Origin of the sequence: Thauera sp. (genome assembly GCF_047601425.1) — a bacterium.
Lineage (GTDB): Bacteria > Pseudomonadota > Gammaproteobacteria > Burkholderiales > Rhodocyclaceae > Thauera.
On sequence record NZ_JASGJL010000001.1, the window covers coordinates 458,302 to 474,696 of the forward strand.

Annotated in this window: 15 protein-coding genes and 2 tRNA genes; 10 read left to right on the top strand and 7 right to left on the bottom strand. The window is 63.5% G+C overall.

Annotation, left to right across the window (positions count from 1 at the left end):
• Positions 1–33: 33 nt before the first annotated feature.
• Genes QM748_RS02265 through QM748_RS02275 form a run of 3 tightly spaced genes read right to left on the bottom strand, consistent with a single transcriptional unit; the run spans position 34 to position 3,113 of the window.
• Positions 34–1,797, bottom strand: coding sequence for a SulP family inorganic anion transporter (locus QM748_RS02265; RefSeq protein ID WP_415245459.1), 1,764 nt, complete (start codon positions 1,795–1,797; stop codon positions 34–36).
• A 2-nt stretch (positions 1,798–1,799) separates the two neighbouring features.
• Positions 1,800–2,660 (bottom strand): MBL fold metallo-hydrolase, encoded by an 861-nt coding sequence (locus QM748_RS02270; protein WP_415245460.1) that lies wholly within the window; start codon positions 2,658–2,660, stop codon positions 1,800–1,802.
• A 21-nt stretch (positions 2,661–2,681) separates the two neighbouring features.
• The gene (locus tag QM748_RS02275; RefSeq protein WP_415245461.1) at positions 2,682–3,113 is read right to left on the bottom strand and encodes a DUF2141 domain-containing protein; all 432 of its coding nucleotides are present in this window, start codon (positions 3,111–3,113) and stop codon (positions 2,682–2,684) included.
• Positions 3,114–3,265: 152 nt separating this feature from the next.
• On the opposite strand from QM748_RS02275, the gene gstA reads away from it, so the two are divergent.
• A complete protein-coding gene (gene gstA / locus QM748_RS02280) occupies positions 3,266–3,871 on the top strand; it encodes a glutathione transferase GstA (protein WP_415245462.1) in 606 nt (201 codons plus the stop codon).
• Between the two features lie 92 nt (positions 3,872–3,963).
• Here the strand turns inward: gstA and QM748_RS02285 are convergent, their stop codons facing one another.
• On the bottom strand, positions 3,964–5,769 hold the full coding sequence (locus QM748_RS02285) for a GGDEF domain-containing protein (RefSeq protein WP_415245463.1): 1,806 nt from the start codon (positions 5,767–5,769) through the stop codon (positions 3,964–3,966).
• A gap of 305 nt (positions 5,770–6,074) precedes the next feature.
• Between QM748_RS02285 and QM748_RS02290 the strand changes: the two genes are divergently transcribed.
• Positions 6,075–6,533, top strand: a complete 459-nt coding sequence (locus QM748_RS02290) for a ProQ/FINO family protein (RefSeq protein ID WP_415245464.1) — start codon at positions 6,075–6,077, stop codon at positions 6,531–6,533.
• Between the two features lie 29 nt (positions 6,534–6,562).
• On the opposite strand, the gene QM748_RS02295 is transcribed toward QM748_RS02290, so the two are convergent.
• Complete coding sequence (locus QM748_RS02295; protein ID WP_415245465.1) at positions 6,563–6,724, bottom strand: hypothetical protein; 162 nt, start codon at positions 6,722–6,724, stop codon at positions 6,563–6,565.
• A 111-nt stretch (positions 6,725–6,835) separates the two neighbouring features.
• On the opposite strand from QM748_RS02295, the gene QM748_RS02300 reads away from it, so the two are divergent.
• Both QM748_RS02300 and QM748_RS02305 read left to right on the top strand, forming a co-directional pair.
• Positions 6,836–6,911 (top strand) — tRNA-Thr (locus tag QM748_RS02300).
• Between the two features lie 132 nt (positions 6,912–7,043).
• Positions 7,044–7,120: transfer RNA gene (locus QM748_RS02305), tRNA-Met, on the top strand.
• 80 nt (positions 7,121–7,200) lie between these two features.
• On the opposite strand, the gene QM748_RS02310 is transcribed toward QM748_RS02305, so the two are convergent.
• Positions 7,201–7,743 (bottom strand): hypothetical protein, encoded by a 543-nt coding sequence (locus QM748_RS02310; RefSeq protein ID WP_415245466.1) that lies wholly within the window; start codon positions 7,741–7,743, stop codon positions 7,201–7,203.
• 4 nt (positions 7,744–7,747) lie between these two features.
• On the bottom strand, positions 7,748–8,275 hold the full coding sequence (locus tag QM748_RS02315; protein WP_415245467.1) for a superoxide dismutase family protein: 528 nt from the start codon (positions 8,273–8,275) through the stop codon (positions 7,748–7,750).
• Between the two features lie 145 nt (positions 8,276–8,420).
• On the opposite strand from QM748_RS02315, the gene QM748_RS02320 reads away from it, so the two are divergent.
• From QM748_RS02320 to QM748_RS02345, 6 genes are all read left to right on the top strand, one after another.
• Entirely contained in the window at positions 8,421–9,851 is a 1,431-nt protein-coding gene (locus tag QM748_RS02320) for an NYN domain-containing protein (protein ID WP_415245468.1), read from the top strand.
• A 20-nt stretch (positions 9,852–9,871) separates the two neighbouring features.
• The gene (ugpQ, locus tag QM748_RS02325) at positions 9,872–10,648 is read left to right on the top strand and encodes a glycerophosphodiester phosphodiesterase (protein WP_415247995.1); all 777 of its coding nucleotides are present in this window, start codon (positions 9,872–9,874) and stop codon (positions 10,646–10,648) included.
• Positions 10,649–10,710: 62 nt separating this feature from the next.
• Positions 10,711–11,907, top strand: a complete 1,197-nt coding sequence (locus QM748_RS02330) for a ChaN family lipoprotein (RefSeq protein WP_415245469.1) — start codon at positions 10,711–10,713, stop codon at positions 11,905–11,907.
• Between the two features lie 5 nt (positions 11,908–11,912).
• A complete protein-coding gene (locus QM748_RS02335) occupies positions 11,913–13,973 on the top strand; it encodes a M1 family metallopeptidase (protein ID WP_415245470.1) in 2,061 nt (686 codons plus the stop codon).
• Positions 13,974–14,074: 101 nt separating this feature from the next.
• On the top strand, positions 14,075–15,250 hold the full coding sequence (locus QM748_RS02340) for a lytic murein transglycosylase (RefSeq protein ID WP_415247996.1): 1,176 nt from the start codon (positions 14,075–14,077) through the stop codon (positions 15,248–15,250).
• A gap of 133 nt (positions 15,251–15,383) precedes the next feature.
• Positions 15,384–16,394: a DUF475 domain-containing protein gene (locus QM748_RS02345; protein ID WP_415245471.1), complete on the top strand. Its 1,011-nt coding sequence runs from the start codon at positions 15,384–15,386 to the stop codon at positions 16,392–16,394.
• Position 16,395 lies beyond the last annotated feature (1 nt).

The window sequence follows — 16,395 nt, forward strand, 5'->3', positions numbered from 1 at the left end:
TTATGTGACTTGCGTCACAGAGCGCCGTCAGGCTCAAGCTTTGCTCTTGCCTGAGTCCTGTTGGGCGATTTCTGCGGCGAGCGTGTTGAAGGCTGCGTCCTGGGTCATGAAGAGCTGCCCCGACAGCCAGTCGGAGACTTCGGTCCGGTCCAGGGCGTCGCGTATGGGGCCTTTCAGTTCCGACAGGTGCAGCTGGATGCGCTTGGCGCGCAGTTCGCGGTCGAGCTGCATCAGCACTTCGAGTCCGGTGAGGTCGATGCCATTGACGCCGCTCATCATCAGCACGACGTGCTGCAACTGTGGACGCTGGTGCAGCGCTGCGGTGAGGGTTTCCGAAATCCAGCGTGAGTTGGTGAAGAGCAGGCTCTCATCGACCCGGATCGACAGCACCTGCGGCAGCGTCTCGACCTCGAAGCGGCTCACGTTGCGAAAGATCGTGGTGCCGGCGAGCCGTCCCACTTCGGTCCAGTGCGGGCGGGCCGTGCGCTGCAGCAGCAGGCCGATGGTGGCAATCACGCCGGCCAGCAGGGCCTCCTCGATGCCGATGACCAGCGTCAGCACGGCCACTACGACCATCACGGCGAATTCTGCGCGGGAATAGCGCCATGCGAGCAGGAAAGGGGCGAAGTCGAGCAGCGACAGCACGGCAATGATGATGGTGGCTGCCAGCACCGCGCGCGGCAGGTATTGCAGCACGTCGCCGAGCAGGATGATGGCCAGCGCAAGCAGGATGGCGGTCCAGACGCCTGCCAGACGGGTGCGGGCGTTGGCGTCGAAGTTGACGATGCTGCGCGAGAAACCGCCGGTGACCGGCATGCCGCCCGAGGCACCGGCGGCGGCGTTGGCGGCGGCAAGGCCGAAGAGTTCGCGCCGGGGCGAGATCTTTTCACCGCGGCGGGCGGCGAGTGCTTCTGCCACCGCCAGGCTTTCGACGTAGGCCACCAGTGCGAGCACCGAAGCGGGGGCGAGCAGGTCGCGCCAGACGCCGAGCGGAGCCTCCCATACTTTGGGGAAGGCGAGGCCGTCACCGAGGCTGATCCGGCCCGACATGGCGACGCCGCGATTCAGTTCGGGAAAACCGGCGATCCAGACGATGGCAATGGCAACGACGAGGATCGGCGCAGTGCGGGCCAGCAATTGCGCCATGCGCGGCTTGCAGCCCAGGCCCTGGAGCATGCGGCTGCCGTGGCGGCGCAGGGTCCAGAGCGTGAGCAGCGCCAGCAGGCCGATGGCGGCAGTGGCGAAATGGGGGAGCAGGCGTTCGCTGGCGGCGAGGGCGCCGCCCAGCTCGAGGGCGGTGTTGCCCTTGACCGGCATGCCCAGCAGGGCCGGGAGTTGGCCGAGGGCGATCAGCAGCGAGGCGCCGGTGATGAAGCCGTGCAGCACCGGCGCACTGAGCAGGGCCGCCAGGGTTTCCAGACGGAACAGCGCGGCGATCAGGCAGATCGCGGCGATCTCCAGCGCCAGTACCAGCGCTGCGAGATGAGGGGTGACGCCATGGTCGATGGCGATGCCGCCGACCACCTGGGCCGTCATCATCGCCACCACCGCCACCGGTCCCACGGCGAGGGTCGAGCTGGAGCCGAAGATGGCATAGGCCATTGCCGGCAGCAGGCTTGCCATCACCCCCACCACCGGCGGCAGGCCGGCGAGCATGGCATAGGCCAGGCTCTGCGGAACCAGCAGGATGGTGACGATGACGGCGGCGATCAGATCGTCCGTCAGAGCCGTGCGGCTATACTCGGCCACGCGTCGGGCGAGGGACGGGCTGGTGCTGGTGGCAGGCGTCGGCGACATGTTTACAGCAGATCGAGCGGGATCTTGAGATAGCGCACGCCGTTGTCCTCGGCGGGCGGCAGGTTGCCGGCGCGCACGTTGACCTGGATGGAAGGCAGGATCAGCGTCGGCATGGCGAGGGTCTTGTCGCGGGCGGTGCGCATGGCGACGAATTCCGCTTCGGTGATGCCGTCATGGACGTGAATGTTGCTGCTGCGCTGTTCGGCGACCGTGGTTTCCCAGGCTGGTTCGCGTCCCTCGGGCGGGTAGTCGTGGCACAGGTGCAGCCGTGTCTCGGGCGCCAGCGACAGCACCTTGCGGATCGAGCGGAACAGCGTGGCGGCGTCGCCGCCCGGAAAGTCGCAGCGCGCGGTGCCGTAGTCGGGCATGAACAAGGTGTCGCCGACGAAGGCGTCCTGGCCGACGACATAGGTCAGACAGGCGGGAGTGTGCCCCGGCGTGTGCATCACTTCGACGTCGATTTCCCCGATGTGGAAATGCTCGCCGTCCTCGAACAGATGGTCGAACTCGGCGCCGTTGGTGTTCATGTCCCTGGCATTGAAGATGGATTTGAACACGCCCTGCACCTGGCGGATGTGGGCGCCGATGCCGATTCGACCGCCCAGTTGCTGCTTCAGGTAGGGGGCGGCCGACAGGTGGTCGGCGTGGGCATGGGTCTCCAGCAGCCAGTCGACCGCCAGGCCGGCCTCGCGGACATGGGCGATCACCGCATCGGCGGAGGCACGCGAGGTGCGACCGGACTTCGGATCGTAGTCCAGCACGCTGTCGATGATTGCCGCCCGGCGCGTGATCGGGTCGGCAACGATGTGGGTCACGGTGGAGGTGGCAGGATCGAAGGAGGACTGGATTCGAGCGTGTCGCATGTGAGGGATCCTCATATCCGCTCAATAGCGGACGTCGATGCTGATTTCCTTCGCCTTGGTCTCGGCGCTCAGTTCGAATGCGCTGTCGTCGAAGGCGGGGGGCCCGGATACCGTGGGGTTGTTCGACAGGCCGTAGCCCTCGGTCGGAAACATGCCGAAACGGCGGTTGAGCTCGCCGTTTCCGTCTTCGTCATGGTAGGCCATGATGGCGTAGCGGCCAGGGGGCAGCTTTTCGAAGCTGACCCGCACGGTGCCGGCGGCAGCGGGGGCCTGCTGTACGGCAAGCGCCTGTGCTTCCTTGCGGAAGGTTTTGGGCTCGGCATACAGCCCCACGCGGATGCTGCCGCGTTCATGCTGGATGCCGACGAGCTGGACGTCCAGCCGGGCGTCCTGTGCCAGTGCGGCGCCGGCAATGGATGTGGAGAGCAGAAGGACGAACGGATGGGCGCGCATGGCATGGCCTGGAGGGGAGAATGATTCGAACGTGAAAATATAAGTAAAAACTTATCATCAAGTCCAATCGGATTTGCCGATGATGAGTGCAAGTGGGCAGGGACGCGGGGCTGCGGCATACTGTGTTTTTCCCACCCCACGGAGTGCTTGCCATGAAGCTTTACTACAAGCCGGGCGCCTGCTCGCTGTCGCCGCACATCGTTCTCGAAGAACTCGGCCTGCCTTATGAGGCGGAAGCCGTCGATCTGCAGACCAAGCTGACGGCAGGCGGCGCCGATTTCACCGGGATCAATCCCAAGGGCTATGTGCCTGCCTTGGTGCTCGGCGGCGGTGAAGTGCTGACCGAAGGGCCTGCGATCGTGCAGTACCTGGCCGACCTCGCACCCGATAAGAAGCTGGCGCCCAGCAACGGCAGCCTGGCACGCTACAAGCTGCAGTCGTGGCTGACGTACATCGGCACCGAGCTGCACAAATCCTGCAGCCCGTTCTTCAATCCGGCGTCCGGAGACGCCTGGCGGGCTGCCGCACAAGCCAATCTCGAGCGCCGGCTGGGGTATGTTGACAAGGAGCTGGCGGGCAAGGCGTTCCTGATGGGTGAGGATTTCAGCGTCGCAGACGCTTATCTATTCACCGTGCTGGGCTGGATGGGGTTCATCAAGTTCGATCTGTCCCGCTTCACCAACCTGACGGCGTTTCAGGCACGTGTTGCAGCGCGACCGGCAGTACAGGCTGCATTGAAGGCCGAAGGACTGGCCTGATCGGCGTCGGGTTGCTCGGACGGCGGTGCTTCGGGGCGCCGCCGCGATCTGCGTCCGAGTGAAAGCAGGTGATCGGCGAAGCTTGCGCCTGCTCAGCCCGGCTCGGCGCCGATGACGCGATTCCGCCCGGCCTGTTTCGCTTGGTACATCGCTTTGTCGGCCCGGCTCAAGGCGGGCTGCAATGCTTCACCTGAGCCCACCGGTGTCACGCCTGCGCTGAAAGTGATGACGATCTTCTGGCTGTCCGCCATGAAAAACTCGCGGGTCAGCTCACGCTGCAGCCGGGTGAGCGTGTTGTAGGCGTCAGCCTTGTCCGTTTCCGGGAGCAGGATCACGAACTCTTCACCGCCATAACGCGCCAGCACATCCTGCGGACGCAAGTGCTGCCGCACGACGTGGGTGAGGTGTACGAGGGCTTCGTCTCCCACGTTGTGGCCATGGACATCATTGAGTTTCTTGAAGTTGTCGATGTCGAGCAGTGCGAGGGCGAGTGTCGTGCCACGCCGCTGGGCGCGGGCTGATTCGGTCTCGAACATTTCGTCCAGGCCACGGCGGTTGAGTGCGCCGGTCAACTGGTCGTGCCGCATCATGCGGCTGACTTCGTCCAATTCATCCTGCAGCCTGGCAATCTGCTCCTCGGCTGCACGTGCCTGCTGGCGGCTCGCGATCAGTTCATCGCGTGAGCGCTGGGCTTCGTCCTGGATGCTGAGCGTTTCCCGCATCACTTCATCCAATACCTGTCCGATTGCACTGATGTCCTTGGCTTGAGCGATGCGCTGGGCGCAGTGGCCGATGCGGTCGTGGTAAATGCTGGTGCTTTCCGAAAAGCATGCAAGCTGGTTGACAAAGCCGGCGAGCATGGTGCGCAGGTGGTTCTGAGCTTCGACGAGATTGTGCTTCAACTGGCTCTGCTTGTAGATCAGCTCCTTCAGACGGCGCTCTGCGTCGTCGATGCTGCGCGGGTTTAGCGGGCTGGCGACGAGTTCGCGCAGCATTTCGATCTGACCTGCCAGCCAGGTGTCGTCCAGCACCAGATCGTCGATGTTGCGCAGCAGCAGGCGCAGCAACTGGAGGAGTCCATCACGAATTTCTGCATCATCGGCTGTGGTCATTTCGAGGCGATGTGCGAGGCGGCGGATGCGGGCGCCTATTTGCTCGAGTTGCGCGGTCTCGAGCGTATGGGCGACATCATCGGCAAGCTGCTGGGCTTCGTCTGCCAGTTCCGGATGTGCTCCCAGGAAGGAGGGAACGACATTGCGAAGGGTCGATGAAAGGAGTTGGCGGAGATTTTCGATCAGGTCGCGGTCGCGTCCTGCTGGCAAGGCTGCAGTCGGTTTGGTGCTTGTGATGACCGCGGCGATACCTTCCGATGGCGAGGGATCCGAGGCTGTGTCGGGAAACTCGAGTGCAGGCCCAGCGCCGAGTGGAACCTGATTCCAGCCGCGCAGCAGACCTTGCAGGCGGCTGTAGAGTGTTGCCGGCTCCGACGCAGCCAGGACACGATCCAGGGATTCACGCTTGCGTGCGGTGGTCCAACCTTGTTGGCGACTCTCCCAGGAGCGGAGCAGGCTGGCGATGAGATCATTCCATGCTGGTACTTCGGTGGCCTTCAAGCCGGCCAGATAGCGCTCCAGGGCCTCTTCCGCCATTTTCAGCTTGCCTGCTCCCAGGGCCTGGTCGAGTTCGCGGGCTGCTTTCTGCCGCTCTGTCGTGTCCCTGGGCAGGCGGAGTGACAATTTGCGCAGGAAACCCTCGGACGTGGTGGCGTCATCGGCGTGAGTGCCGGCAATCTCGTGGTAGAGCTTGTGGTAATTGTCCGGCGTCGGAGTCATGCGGCGCAGTGCAAGCTGACGGAGAGTTTCGCGGGCGACTTCGGAAGGACTGCGCTGGGCGCTCATGGAGGATGCCGATGGCCGGTTCAAGACATTGAATTATATCGGCAACCCGGTGTGGTGAAATATGTGCCTCATGTGGTGCAAAGAGCCGGTTCGGACTGCTTGTGCTGAATGCGGGGCTGGCAAGCCTGGTAGGAGCGGATCATTTGCGAGCGACACGCTGCTTGCTTCGGATGGTTGCAAGATGGATGCTAGCAAGTAGGCGGGCCGCTGCCGTGTTCGGAGGCAGTTGGGCAGGTAGAATGTGAAGCTTGATCATCCTTGGGCCTTACTGATAGGGCCCCAGTCTGCAAGAGTTCTTGTCCTCCATGAGCACCGAAAAAGACAGCATCGCGGCCGATGTGCCTGCCACTGCAACAGAGAGCAACGCCGCGCCGCGGCAACGAATCGAACCGCGTGCCCTGCTGCAACGCCTGCAGGATGCGTTTCCGGCTTTCCGTGACTGTAAACCTCTGGCACTCAAGATCGATTCCTGCATCATCGAACGCATGCCTGACATCGATCGCAAGAGCCTGCGTACTGCATTGCGGCTGTACACCGCCTCGACTCGCTACCTTAAGGCCGTCGAGCGTTCGCAACAGCGCTTCGATCTCGATGGGCAGCCCGCTGGAGAGGTGACCGAAGAGCAGCGCGCGCATGCATCGACGACGCTCAAGGAGCGCTTTGCCGCAGTGGCTCGGCAGCAGAAGGAAAAGCGCGAGGCCGAGGCTGCAGAGAAGCGACGCACCGAGAAGCTGCAGCAACTGGTAAGCAAGTTCGGTCGCTGAAAACCTGTCGCCGACTTGGTGCTCTGAGGTCAGCAGTTCGGCCGGAACAGGTTCTGCGAGCGGACCAGCCAGGTTGCGGCGCCGGCAAGCACGGCCAGCGCTATGCCTGCTGCAACATTGCCGGTTCCCAACATCAGGCCGGCCAGCAGGCCGATAGCGAGCAGCAGGCGAGTGAGCAGCGTTTCAGACATGATCGGTTCCTGTATGGATGTTCAGTTAATAAACTGTATATCCATACAGATTTTGATGCAAGAGTGATCTGCAGCCGCATGCGCACGCTTGCGCTATAATCCGCCCCCAGTGCCGGCATAGCTCAGTTGGTAGAGCAGCTGATTTGTAATCAGAAGGTCGTGGGTTCGATTCCTATTGCCGGCACCAAGAACACCCGCCGGACACGTCATCTACGCACGGCTCGTTCGGAAACCGCAGGTGGCTTGCGCCGACACGAGCCCCGACGACAAGAAAAACTTGCATTCTTTGCATCGACCGTTTATAGTGCTGTTTCTCCGACGCGGGGTGGAGCAGTCTGGCAGCTCGTCGGGCTCATAACCCGAAGGTCGCAGGTTCAAATCCTGCCCCCGCAACCAAACAAGAGGCAGGCCGACAGCAGAAGCTGATCGGCCTGTTTTGTTTTTCCGTTCGAAACGTACTTGGTGGTTGTAGCGTGTCAGTCCGCGTCGCGCGTGATGTGCAGTGCGAAGTCGCAGTTTCCGCCGCCACGAAACCAACGTGCTTTTATCCGTTGGCCGCCCGGAAAGTTCAGGGTGTGCTCGATCGTGGTTGCTTTCTGAACATGATCGCCCGTGGTGTGTGGCCCGAGTTCATTGCTGAACCTGCTGGCGAATGCTTTGGCTTGGCGAAAGCAGGTGTCGCCATCGGCGGTGCGAAGTACGGGAGCTGAGTCGGGCTGAACGACGATTTCCTCGATCCGGCCTTTGGTATCGGCCATGGCCATGACTGCGATGTCCAGAAGGCGGGTTCGCATGGTGAATTCATTACGACCGTCGCAGCCAGGGGTGATCGGGAGTGCGCCCGGATCGAATCGCTTTGCCTGAGCGGCGGATTTTTCCAGATTGGCACCGAGAGTGAGTGGGCCGACGCCGTCGCCTCTCAACTGCAACTCGCCAGCCGCTTGTGGCGAAGGCGGGCTGCAGGCAGCCGGCAGTGCGGCTAGCAAGACCGTTGCGAAGGCACTGCCGGGAAAGCGCACGGAATCAGTCTGCCTTGATGACGCCGCAGAACAGTCGGGCACCAGCTCCACCGATGGGTTGGGTGGCGTGGTCGTCGCGGTTTTCGTGGATGACCAATGCAGCGCCGTCGTCGTCGAGAATCTTCGCCCGCCCGTTCTGGCCGCCAAGGCTGGCGAGCGAGGTGTAGAGTTCTGCTTCGATGGTACCGTCGGCATGCACGAAGATGTTTGGCAGGTCGCCGGCGTCGGGGCCTTCCGGATTCATCAGGCCGTGCTTCTTGCCGTGCGGGTTCAGGTGGGCCTTCGAGGCGACGAAGCCTTGATCCGGGTCGTCGCAAGTGCCGACGCTGTGAATGTGGACGCCTTTCGGTCCGGGAGGCAGGCCTTTGGCAGAGAGATGGATCAGCACGCCGTGTGGTCCTTCGATCAGCGTTGCAGTGCCCACGGTCTGCCCCTGGCGGTTGATGATGCTGGCGGAAGCCTGCTCGGCGGCAATGGCGGAAGTGGTGGCGCCGGCAATTGCGCATGCGACGATGAGGCGGGAGAAGGACATGGCGGATCTCTCACGGTGATTGAGTGAATCGTCATGATAGACACGATTCCGGACGTGTCAAAGGCATGCATCGTCGGCTCGACGTGGCTGGCGCAGCCTTGCGCTTGGCCGTAACATCGCGCCGACCATCCACGGAGAAACGACCATGGCGTCCACCGCCGACAGTATCAGCATGGCGCTTTTTTGCGATTTCGAGAACGTAGCGCTCGGCGTGCGGGACGCAAACTATGAGAAGTTCGACATCAAGCGCGTGCTCGAGCGCCTGTTGCTGAAAGGCAGCATCGTCGTCAAAAAGGCATATTGCGACTGGGATCGCTACAAGAGCTTCAAATCGGCGATGCACGAGGCCAACTTCGAGCTGATCGAGATTCCCCATGTACGCCAGTCGGGCAAGAATTCGGCTGACATCCGCCTCGTCGTCGATGCGCTGGACCTGTGCTACACCAAGTCGCATGTCGACACCTTCGTCATCATCAGCGGTGATTCGGATTTTTCGCCGCTGGTGTCCAAGTTGCGCGAGAACGCCAAGCAGGTGATCGGCGTCGGCGTCAAACAGTCCACGTCCGATCTGCTCATCGCCAATTGCGACGAATTCATCTTCTACGACGATCTGGTGCGCGATGGCCAGCGCTCGGCGCGGCGGGACACGCGCGATGCGCAGCCGTCGGCGAAGCGTTCGCCTGAGGAGGAGAAGCGGCGCCGGGAGGAGCTGGAAAGCCGTCGTGGCAAGGCGATCGAGATCGCGGTGGAAACTTTCGATGCTCTGATGGCCGAGCGTGGCGACAGCGGCAAGATCTGGGCATCGATGCTGAAGGAGGCGATCAAGCGGCGCAAGCCGGATTTCAATGAAAGCTATTTCGGCTTCCGTGCCTTCGGCAACCTGCTCGAAGAAGCCCAGGCGCGCGGCCTGCTGGTCGTGGGGCGTGACGAGAAGTCAGGGGCTTATGTCCAGCGGCCGACTGTTGCCGCGCAGACCGGTGCGGCAGAAGAAGCCGGTGCGGTCACCGATGAAGCTCTTGATGTGATGAGTACGGGCACCGAGGCTGAGCCTGCTGCCGTGACCGAAGTGCCGGCAACCGGGGCAGAAAGCAAGGGGCATGCGGCTAAAAACGGCCGTACCGGGGCTGCACGCAAGGCCGGCCGGGGGCGGACTGTGCGCCGTGCCGACACCGCCGAGGAAATGGTGCTGGCCGACGTCGTGCCCGCAGCAGCCAGTGAATTGCCGATGGCCGAATCAGCACCAGTTGTCGCTGCAGAGCCCGTTCAGGGCGATGATGCTCCCATGGAGGATGAGCCGGCGGTGCAGCGCCAGGCAAAGAAGGGCAATGCCCGCAGCCGTTCGGGGGTGCGCGGAGGCAAGAAGGAAGGGCGTGCAGTTGCGGCTGAGGGCGGTGCGATGGCTGATACAGAGGCAGGACGGCAGACGGCTCAGGCGTCGGTGACGCTGGCAGAGTCTGTCGAGGCTTCCACGGCAGGACCTCATGGCGAAACTGACGCAGTGCCGCCAGCCAGAAAGCCCGCTGCCCGTCGCCGTACTCGCAAGCCTGCGGCGACTGAAACGGGCGGCGAAGGCTGAGGGCGCGATTCTTGCGCACGATGCCGCCCGCGCAGCCCTTCGCCGTTGTCGATGCCACCCACTGGCCTTATCCGCGCTGGATTGCGCATCGCGGTGCGGGCCGACTGGCACCGGAGAACACCCTGGCAGCCTTTCGCGCAGGCCATGCTCACGGCTATCGGATGTTCGAATGCGATGTCCGCCTGAGCGCCGATGGCGTGCCGTTTCTGCTGCATGACGATGTACTCGATCGAACGACCGATGGACGGGGAGAGGCTGCAGCGCTTGCGTGGGATGAATTGTCGGTGCTCGATGCTGGTGCCTGGCATTCGGCAAAGTTCCGCGGCGAGCGTTTGCTCAGCCTGCAAGCCCTGGTCCGTTTTTGCCAGATCGAGGATTGTGCCTTGAACGTCGAGCTGAAGCCGGCGCCAGGCACGGAGTACGAAACGGGTCGCATCGTTGCCCGCATGCTGGAGCGCGAATGGGGCGGCAGATTACCTCCTTTGCTCAGCTCTTTCCGGGTCGAAGCACTGCGAGGTGCTTGCGCCGGCGGGCCCTCCTTGCCACGGGCGCTGCTCATTGGCAGCCCTTTCCCCGATTGTCTGAGGCTTGCCAAGGAGCAAGCCTGCATTGCGCTGGTGGCGGGGCATGAACACGTCTCACCATCGTTCGTGCAGCAGGTCCGTGCAGAGGGGCTGGCGCTGCTGAGCTACACGGTGAACGACGAGGCCGAAGCCCGGCGTTTGCTGCAACTCGGCCTCCACGGCCTGATCACCGACTGCGTCAACTGCTTCGACCCCGGCAGGCAAGCCGCTTGACCGGAACTCGCTGCAGGGAGCAGGCTCTACGCACTCATTGCCTCCTTGCAAAGGCTTAGCCCATGCGTCGTTCATGCCTTACTCCCTCCGTTCTGCTGGCGCTGGCATGCCTGCTGCCACCAGTTGCTGCCCCTGCTGCCGATGGAGAATCGAGCTGTCTCGAAGCAGGGCGTTGGACGGTGCTCGGCAGCGATGGACTGCGGGCAGGTGCGGAGCAGTCGGCCGTGATGGAAATGGTGGCCGGGCGGGATGTCGTCTTGCTGGGCGAACAACACGACGATGTGGATCATCACCGTTGGCAATTGCAGACGCTCGCAGCCTTGCATGCGCGCCGCCCGGACCTGGTGATCGGTTTCGAGATGTTTCCGCGCCGCGTGCAGCCCGTGCTCGATCGCTGGGTGGCGGGGGAATTATCCGAACAGCAGTTTCTCAAGCAGGTCGAGTGGAGCGAGGTCTGGAGCATGCCGGCCGAGCTCTATCTGCCCTTGTTCCATTTCGCGCGCATCAACAAGGTGCCGATGCTGGCCCTCAACATCGACCAGAGCCTGATCCGGAAGGTCGCCAAGAGCGGCTGGAATGGCGTGCCGGATGCCGAGCGCGGTGGTGTGGGCAGTGCAGCAGCGCCCTCTCCTTCCTATGTCGATATGCTGTACGACGTGCATCGCCAACATGCGCGAATGCGGGCTGGCGACGGCAACGAGTCCACGCGTGAAGATGAGGCGTTCCGCAATTTCGTCGATGCCCAGCTTGTCTGGGACCGTGCGATGGCCGAGGCATTGGCCGAGGCGCGCGGCGGCGCGCAGCCACCGCTGATGGTTGGCATCATGGGCAGCGGGCATGTGCGCTTCGGCCATGGTGTGGCACATCAATTGAGAGATCTTGGTGTGGCGGAGGTCGGTTTGCTGCTGCCGGTGGCGGCGACTGCATCGTGCTCGGAATTCGTTGCCGGTCTGGCCGATGCCGTCTTCGCAATCCAGGAGACCGTACGCGAGCCAGCACCGCCGCCGCGCTTGGGTGTCAGCCTGGAAGAACACAAGGATGGGGTGCGTATCGCCCAGGTGAGTGAGGGCAGCCTGGCGGCACGTACTGGTCTGCGTACCGACGATGTGATCGTCGAGGCTGCGGGCACGCCGCTGAAGCGTTCGACAACTCTGGTCAGCCTGGTCCGGGCCCAGCCTCCTGGAACCTGGCTGCCGATCAAGTTGAAACGCGCTGATGAGACGCTCGAAGTCATCGTGCGCTTTCCGTCAGTGAACTGATTTCGATGTTTCGCGCAGGATGCCTGTGGGTCTGGCGCGTGTGGATACTGGCTGTGCTCGCCCTCGTCTTTGCCCTTGCCGGCTCGGTCTCGGCTGCTGAATGGCCGATCGAACTGGATGTTCGGCTCGACCCTACGAGTCGAAAGCTGCAGGTCGAGGCGGCGCTGCAGCCGCAGGAGAGGGATTTCCGTTTTGCCCTGCATGCCAGCCTGTCCATTGATTCGGCCACGGTCGATGGGCAGGCGCTGCGCGTCGAAGCACTGGGTAGGCAGGGCGAGGTGCGCAACTGGCGCATACGCCTGCCTCAGTGGGGAGTATTGCGCCTGGGCTATGGAGGCATTCTACCGGCGCTGGATGCCAGACTGGACCATCGAGATGTGTTGCAGGGCATGCCGCCAATGGCCTCGGCGGTGGGTTGTTATCTGCCGGCAGGCGGCGCTTGGTATCCTCGTCCGGCCGGAGTGTTCGGCTATCGTGTCGACGTGCGCGTCCCGGCTGGTCAGCGGGCTATCGTGCCCGGCAGGCTGCTTGCCGAGCATCTGCCGGATGGCGAAGAGGGATATTACCGGGCGCGTTTCGAGTTTTCCCGCGTCACTGATGGCATCGACCTAATGGCAGGGCCGTGGGCAGTACGCGAGCGCATCGTGGCACGTGGTGACGGGGAAAAGCTGCGGCTGCGCACTTACTTCCCCGCAGCGCTCGATGCCGAAGCTGGCCTGGCCGAGGCTTATCTGGACGACAGCGCGCGCTACATCGAGCGCTACAGCAGGAGCATCGGCGCTTATCCCTTCACCGAGTTCTCGGTCGTCGCCTCTCCGCTACCGACGGGCTTCGGCATGCCGACACTGACCTATATGGGGGAGCAGGTACTGCGCCTGCCGTTCATCCGTGCCACCTCGCTCGGCCATGAGGTATTGCACAACTGGTGGGGCAACGGTGTACTGGTCGATTACCGCAGCGGCAACTGGTCGGAAGGCCTGACTACCTTCATGGCCGACTACGCCTACAAGGAAGAACAGTCGGCAGCGGCAGCACGTGAGATGCGCTTGGGATGGTTGCGTGATTTCGCCGCCCTGCCTGCCGATGTCCACCGGTCGTTGGCCGAGTTCCGCTCGCGGACCCACGGTGCCGCGGCGGCGGTAGGCTACGGCAAGGCGGCGATGGTGTTCGTGATGTTGCGCGACCTGATCGGCGAAGAGGCGTTCGCACACGGCATCCGCATGTTCTGGGAGAGGAACCGTTTCCGCATCGCCGGCTGGGCGGAGCTGAAGGTGGCTTTCGAACAGGCCTCGAGGCGCGATCTGGACGCTTTCTTCCAGCAGTGGCTGCGGCTTGCGGGCGGTGCGCGAGTGAACATCGAACAGGCTCGCTTCATCGCCGGAGCGGAGGGAAAAGGCGGACTGTTGAAAGTGGAACTACGGCAGAACGAGCCGGCATATCTGCTCCATCTTCCGCTGCAGCTGGAAAACGGCCCAGCGGCGCAGACTCACTGGGTGAGTCTGTCTGAGCCTTGGCAGACGTTCGAGCTGGCAGTGGCCCAGGCGCCTCAGACCGTGCGGCTGGACCCGGAATTGAGGGTGTGGCGCAGGCCGGATGATGAACAGCTGCCGCCGATTCTGCGTCAGTGGATGCTGGCGGATTCACCCCGGCTGATCATCGCCGACGAAGGCGATACGGCGTTGGTGGAGGCTGGCGAGGGGCTGGCCAGGCGCTTCTTCGAACGTCCTGTGCGCACCGTCGGCCCGGAGGCTCTGCGTCGAAGCGGTGATGCCGTGTTGCTGGTCGGCACGCACGCGGCCGTCGATCGCCTGCTGGCAGACGCAGGCCTGCCGCCACGGCCGGCCTTGGCGGAGCAGCAATACAGTGCTGCAGCATGGACTGTGCAGGCCTCGTCCGGCCCCGCACTTGCCGTGGTGTCGGCACGTGATGCTGGCGCACTGACGGCACTGCAACGGCCGCTGCCGCACTACGGCGGGCAGAGCTGGGTGGTCGCAGAAGGCGCCCGGGTGCTGGAGCGTGGCGTCTGGGATGCATCGGGCAGGGCGGTACCGGTTAACGGGCAATGAATCTCCTGCGGCGGAGGCAGCGTAGAATCATGGGCATGAATACCAGATACGCCTCCCATCGAACCCTTCGTTTCTCCCGGGCATGCAGGCAGATGCTCGCGATGCTTGCCGTGGCGGGCCTGGCTCTGCCTGCAGGCGCATCCGATGCGGATTTTGCCGGCTGCATGAAGACGCTGCGCGGCGAAGCGGCGTCCGCAGGCGTGTCGCCGGAGACCTTCGACCGCCATACCGCTGCGCTGGTGCCCGACATGGCCGTGGTCGGTTTTCTCGACGCCCAGCCGGAATTCGTGACCCCGATCTGGGACTACATGGCCGGCCTGGTCGATGCCGAGCGCGTCGCCGACGGGCGTGAAATGCTGGCCCAATGGGCTGACGTGCTTGGCCGCGTCGAGGCGCAATACGCCGTCGATCCTGCCACCGTGGTCGCGGTATGGGGTGTGGAAAGCAATTTCGGCCGCAATTTCGGCAGCCGCCCCTTGCTGACCTCATTGTCCACGCTGTCCTGCTTCGGCCGGCGCCAGGCCTTTTTCCGCGGCGAATTCTTCACCACACTCAAGATCATCCAGGAAGGCCATGTCGCTCCTGAGCGCCTGACCGGCTCGTGGGCCGGCGCGTTCGGCCATACGCAGTTCATGCCCTCGACCTTCATGCGGCTGGCGGTCGATTTCGATGGCGATGGCCGTCGCGACCTGGTTGACAGCGTGCCTGACGCGTTGGCGTCAACAGCCAACTTCCTGAAACGGGCAGGCTGGCGTGTCGATCAGCCATGGGGCTTCGAAGTCGTGTTGCCGGATGGCTTCGATCCTTCTGTTGCAGGGAGGCGCAACAAGCAGCCGATGGCTGATTGGGCGGCGCGCGGCATCACGCAGGCCGATGGCAGTCCCTTGCCGGCTGGTTCCACGCCGGCGGGGCTGCTGCTGCCGGCAGGCAATGGCGGTCCGGCGTTCCTCGTCACGCGGAATTTCGATGCGCTCTATTCGTACAATGCGGCCGAAAGCTACGCTCTGGCAATTGCGCACTTGTCCGATCGGCTGCGTGGTGGAGGGGCTTTCCGTGCGCCCTGGCCGACGGACGATGCCGGATTGTCGCGTGAGGAACGGCGGGAGGTGCAGCAACTGCTGATTGCGCGCGGCCACGACATCGGCGAGCCGGACGGCATGATCGGCGCCCGCACGCGCGAGGCATTGAAGCAGGTGCAGGTCGAGTTCGGCTTGAAGGCGGACGGGCGAGCCGGACAGAGGATCCTGCAGGCGCTGCGCGAGGCAGCGGCGAACTGATCCGGTCCGCGTGCAGGATCTGGTGCAGGCCACGACCTGAGACAGATATCACCGATTTTCGCTAGAATTCGCCCCCTCGGTCGGGTTTCGTTGGCCGTCCTGACAGGCCGTCTTCATTCTCTCCAGGCGTGACATGCAAGATCTCGGGTATTTCAAATGGTCCTTCATCGTGACCATTCTCGGCATCGCCGGCGGCTATCTGCTGGCGGGGTGGCCCGGTGCCTTCATCGTCGTCGTGCTGGCCATCCTCGAGACCTCGCTGTCCTTCGACAATGCGGTGGTCAATGCCACGGTGCTCAAGCACATGGACGAGAAGTGGCGCCGCCGCTTCCTGCTGTGGGGCATCCTGATCGCGGTGTTCGGCATGCGCATCGTGTTTCCGCTGGCCATCGTCGGCATCGTGGCGCACATGGGGCCGGTGGAGGTGATCAGGCTGGCTTTGTTCGACGAGGCCGAATACGCCCGCATCCTGCTGTCCGCGCATCACGAGATCGCGGCTTTCGGCGGCGCCTTCCTGTCGATGGTGTTCCTGAAATTCTTCGTCGACAGCAACAAGGATCTGCACTGGCTGAGCGTGCTGGAGTCGCCGCTGACCAAGCTTGGCCGGCTGGAGGCGGCACAGATCCTGCTGACTCTGCTGGCGATCCTCGGCAGCGCGGCCTGGCTGGATGGCGATACCAAACGCGTGGAATTCATCGTCGCCGGTGTCTGGGGGTTGATCACCTACATCGTCGCCGACGGCCTGGGTGCGATCCTTGGTGGTGAGGAAGGCGAGGGCGGCAAGGTCGTCGCGAAGACCGGCTTTGCCGGCTTCATGTACCTGGAGCTGCTGGATGCTTCCTTCAGCTTCGACGGCGTGATCGGCGCTTTTGCGTTGACCGCCAGTCTTCCGATCATTGCGATCGGCCTCGGCGTCGGGGCGATGTTCGTGCGCTCATTCACGTTGATGCTGGTCTATCGTGAAACGCTGAACGCCTATCGCTTCCTGGAACATGGCGCATTCTGGGCGATCGGTGCGCTGGCGGCGGTGATGTTCATCGGCGTCCACGTCCACATTCCCGAGGTGGTCACCGGCCTGGTTGGCGCCGTGCTGATCGGCGCTGCTTTCCTCAGCTCCCTGCGCGGCCGGCGAGCCGCTGCCTGAG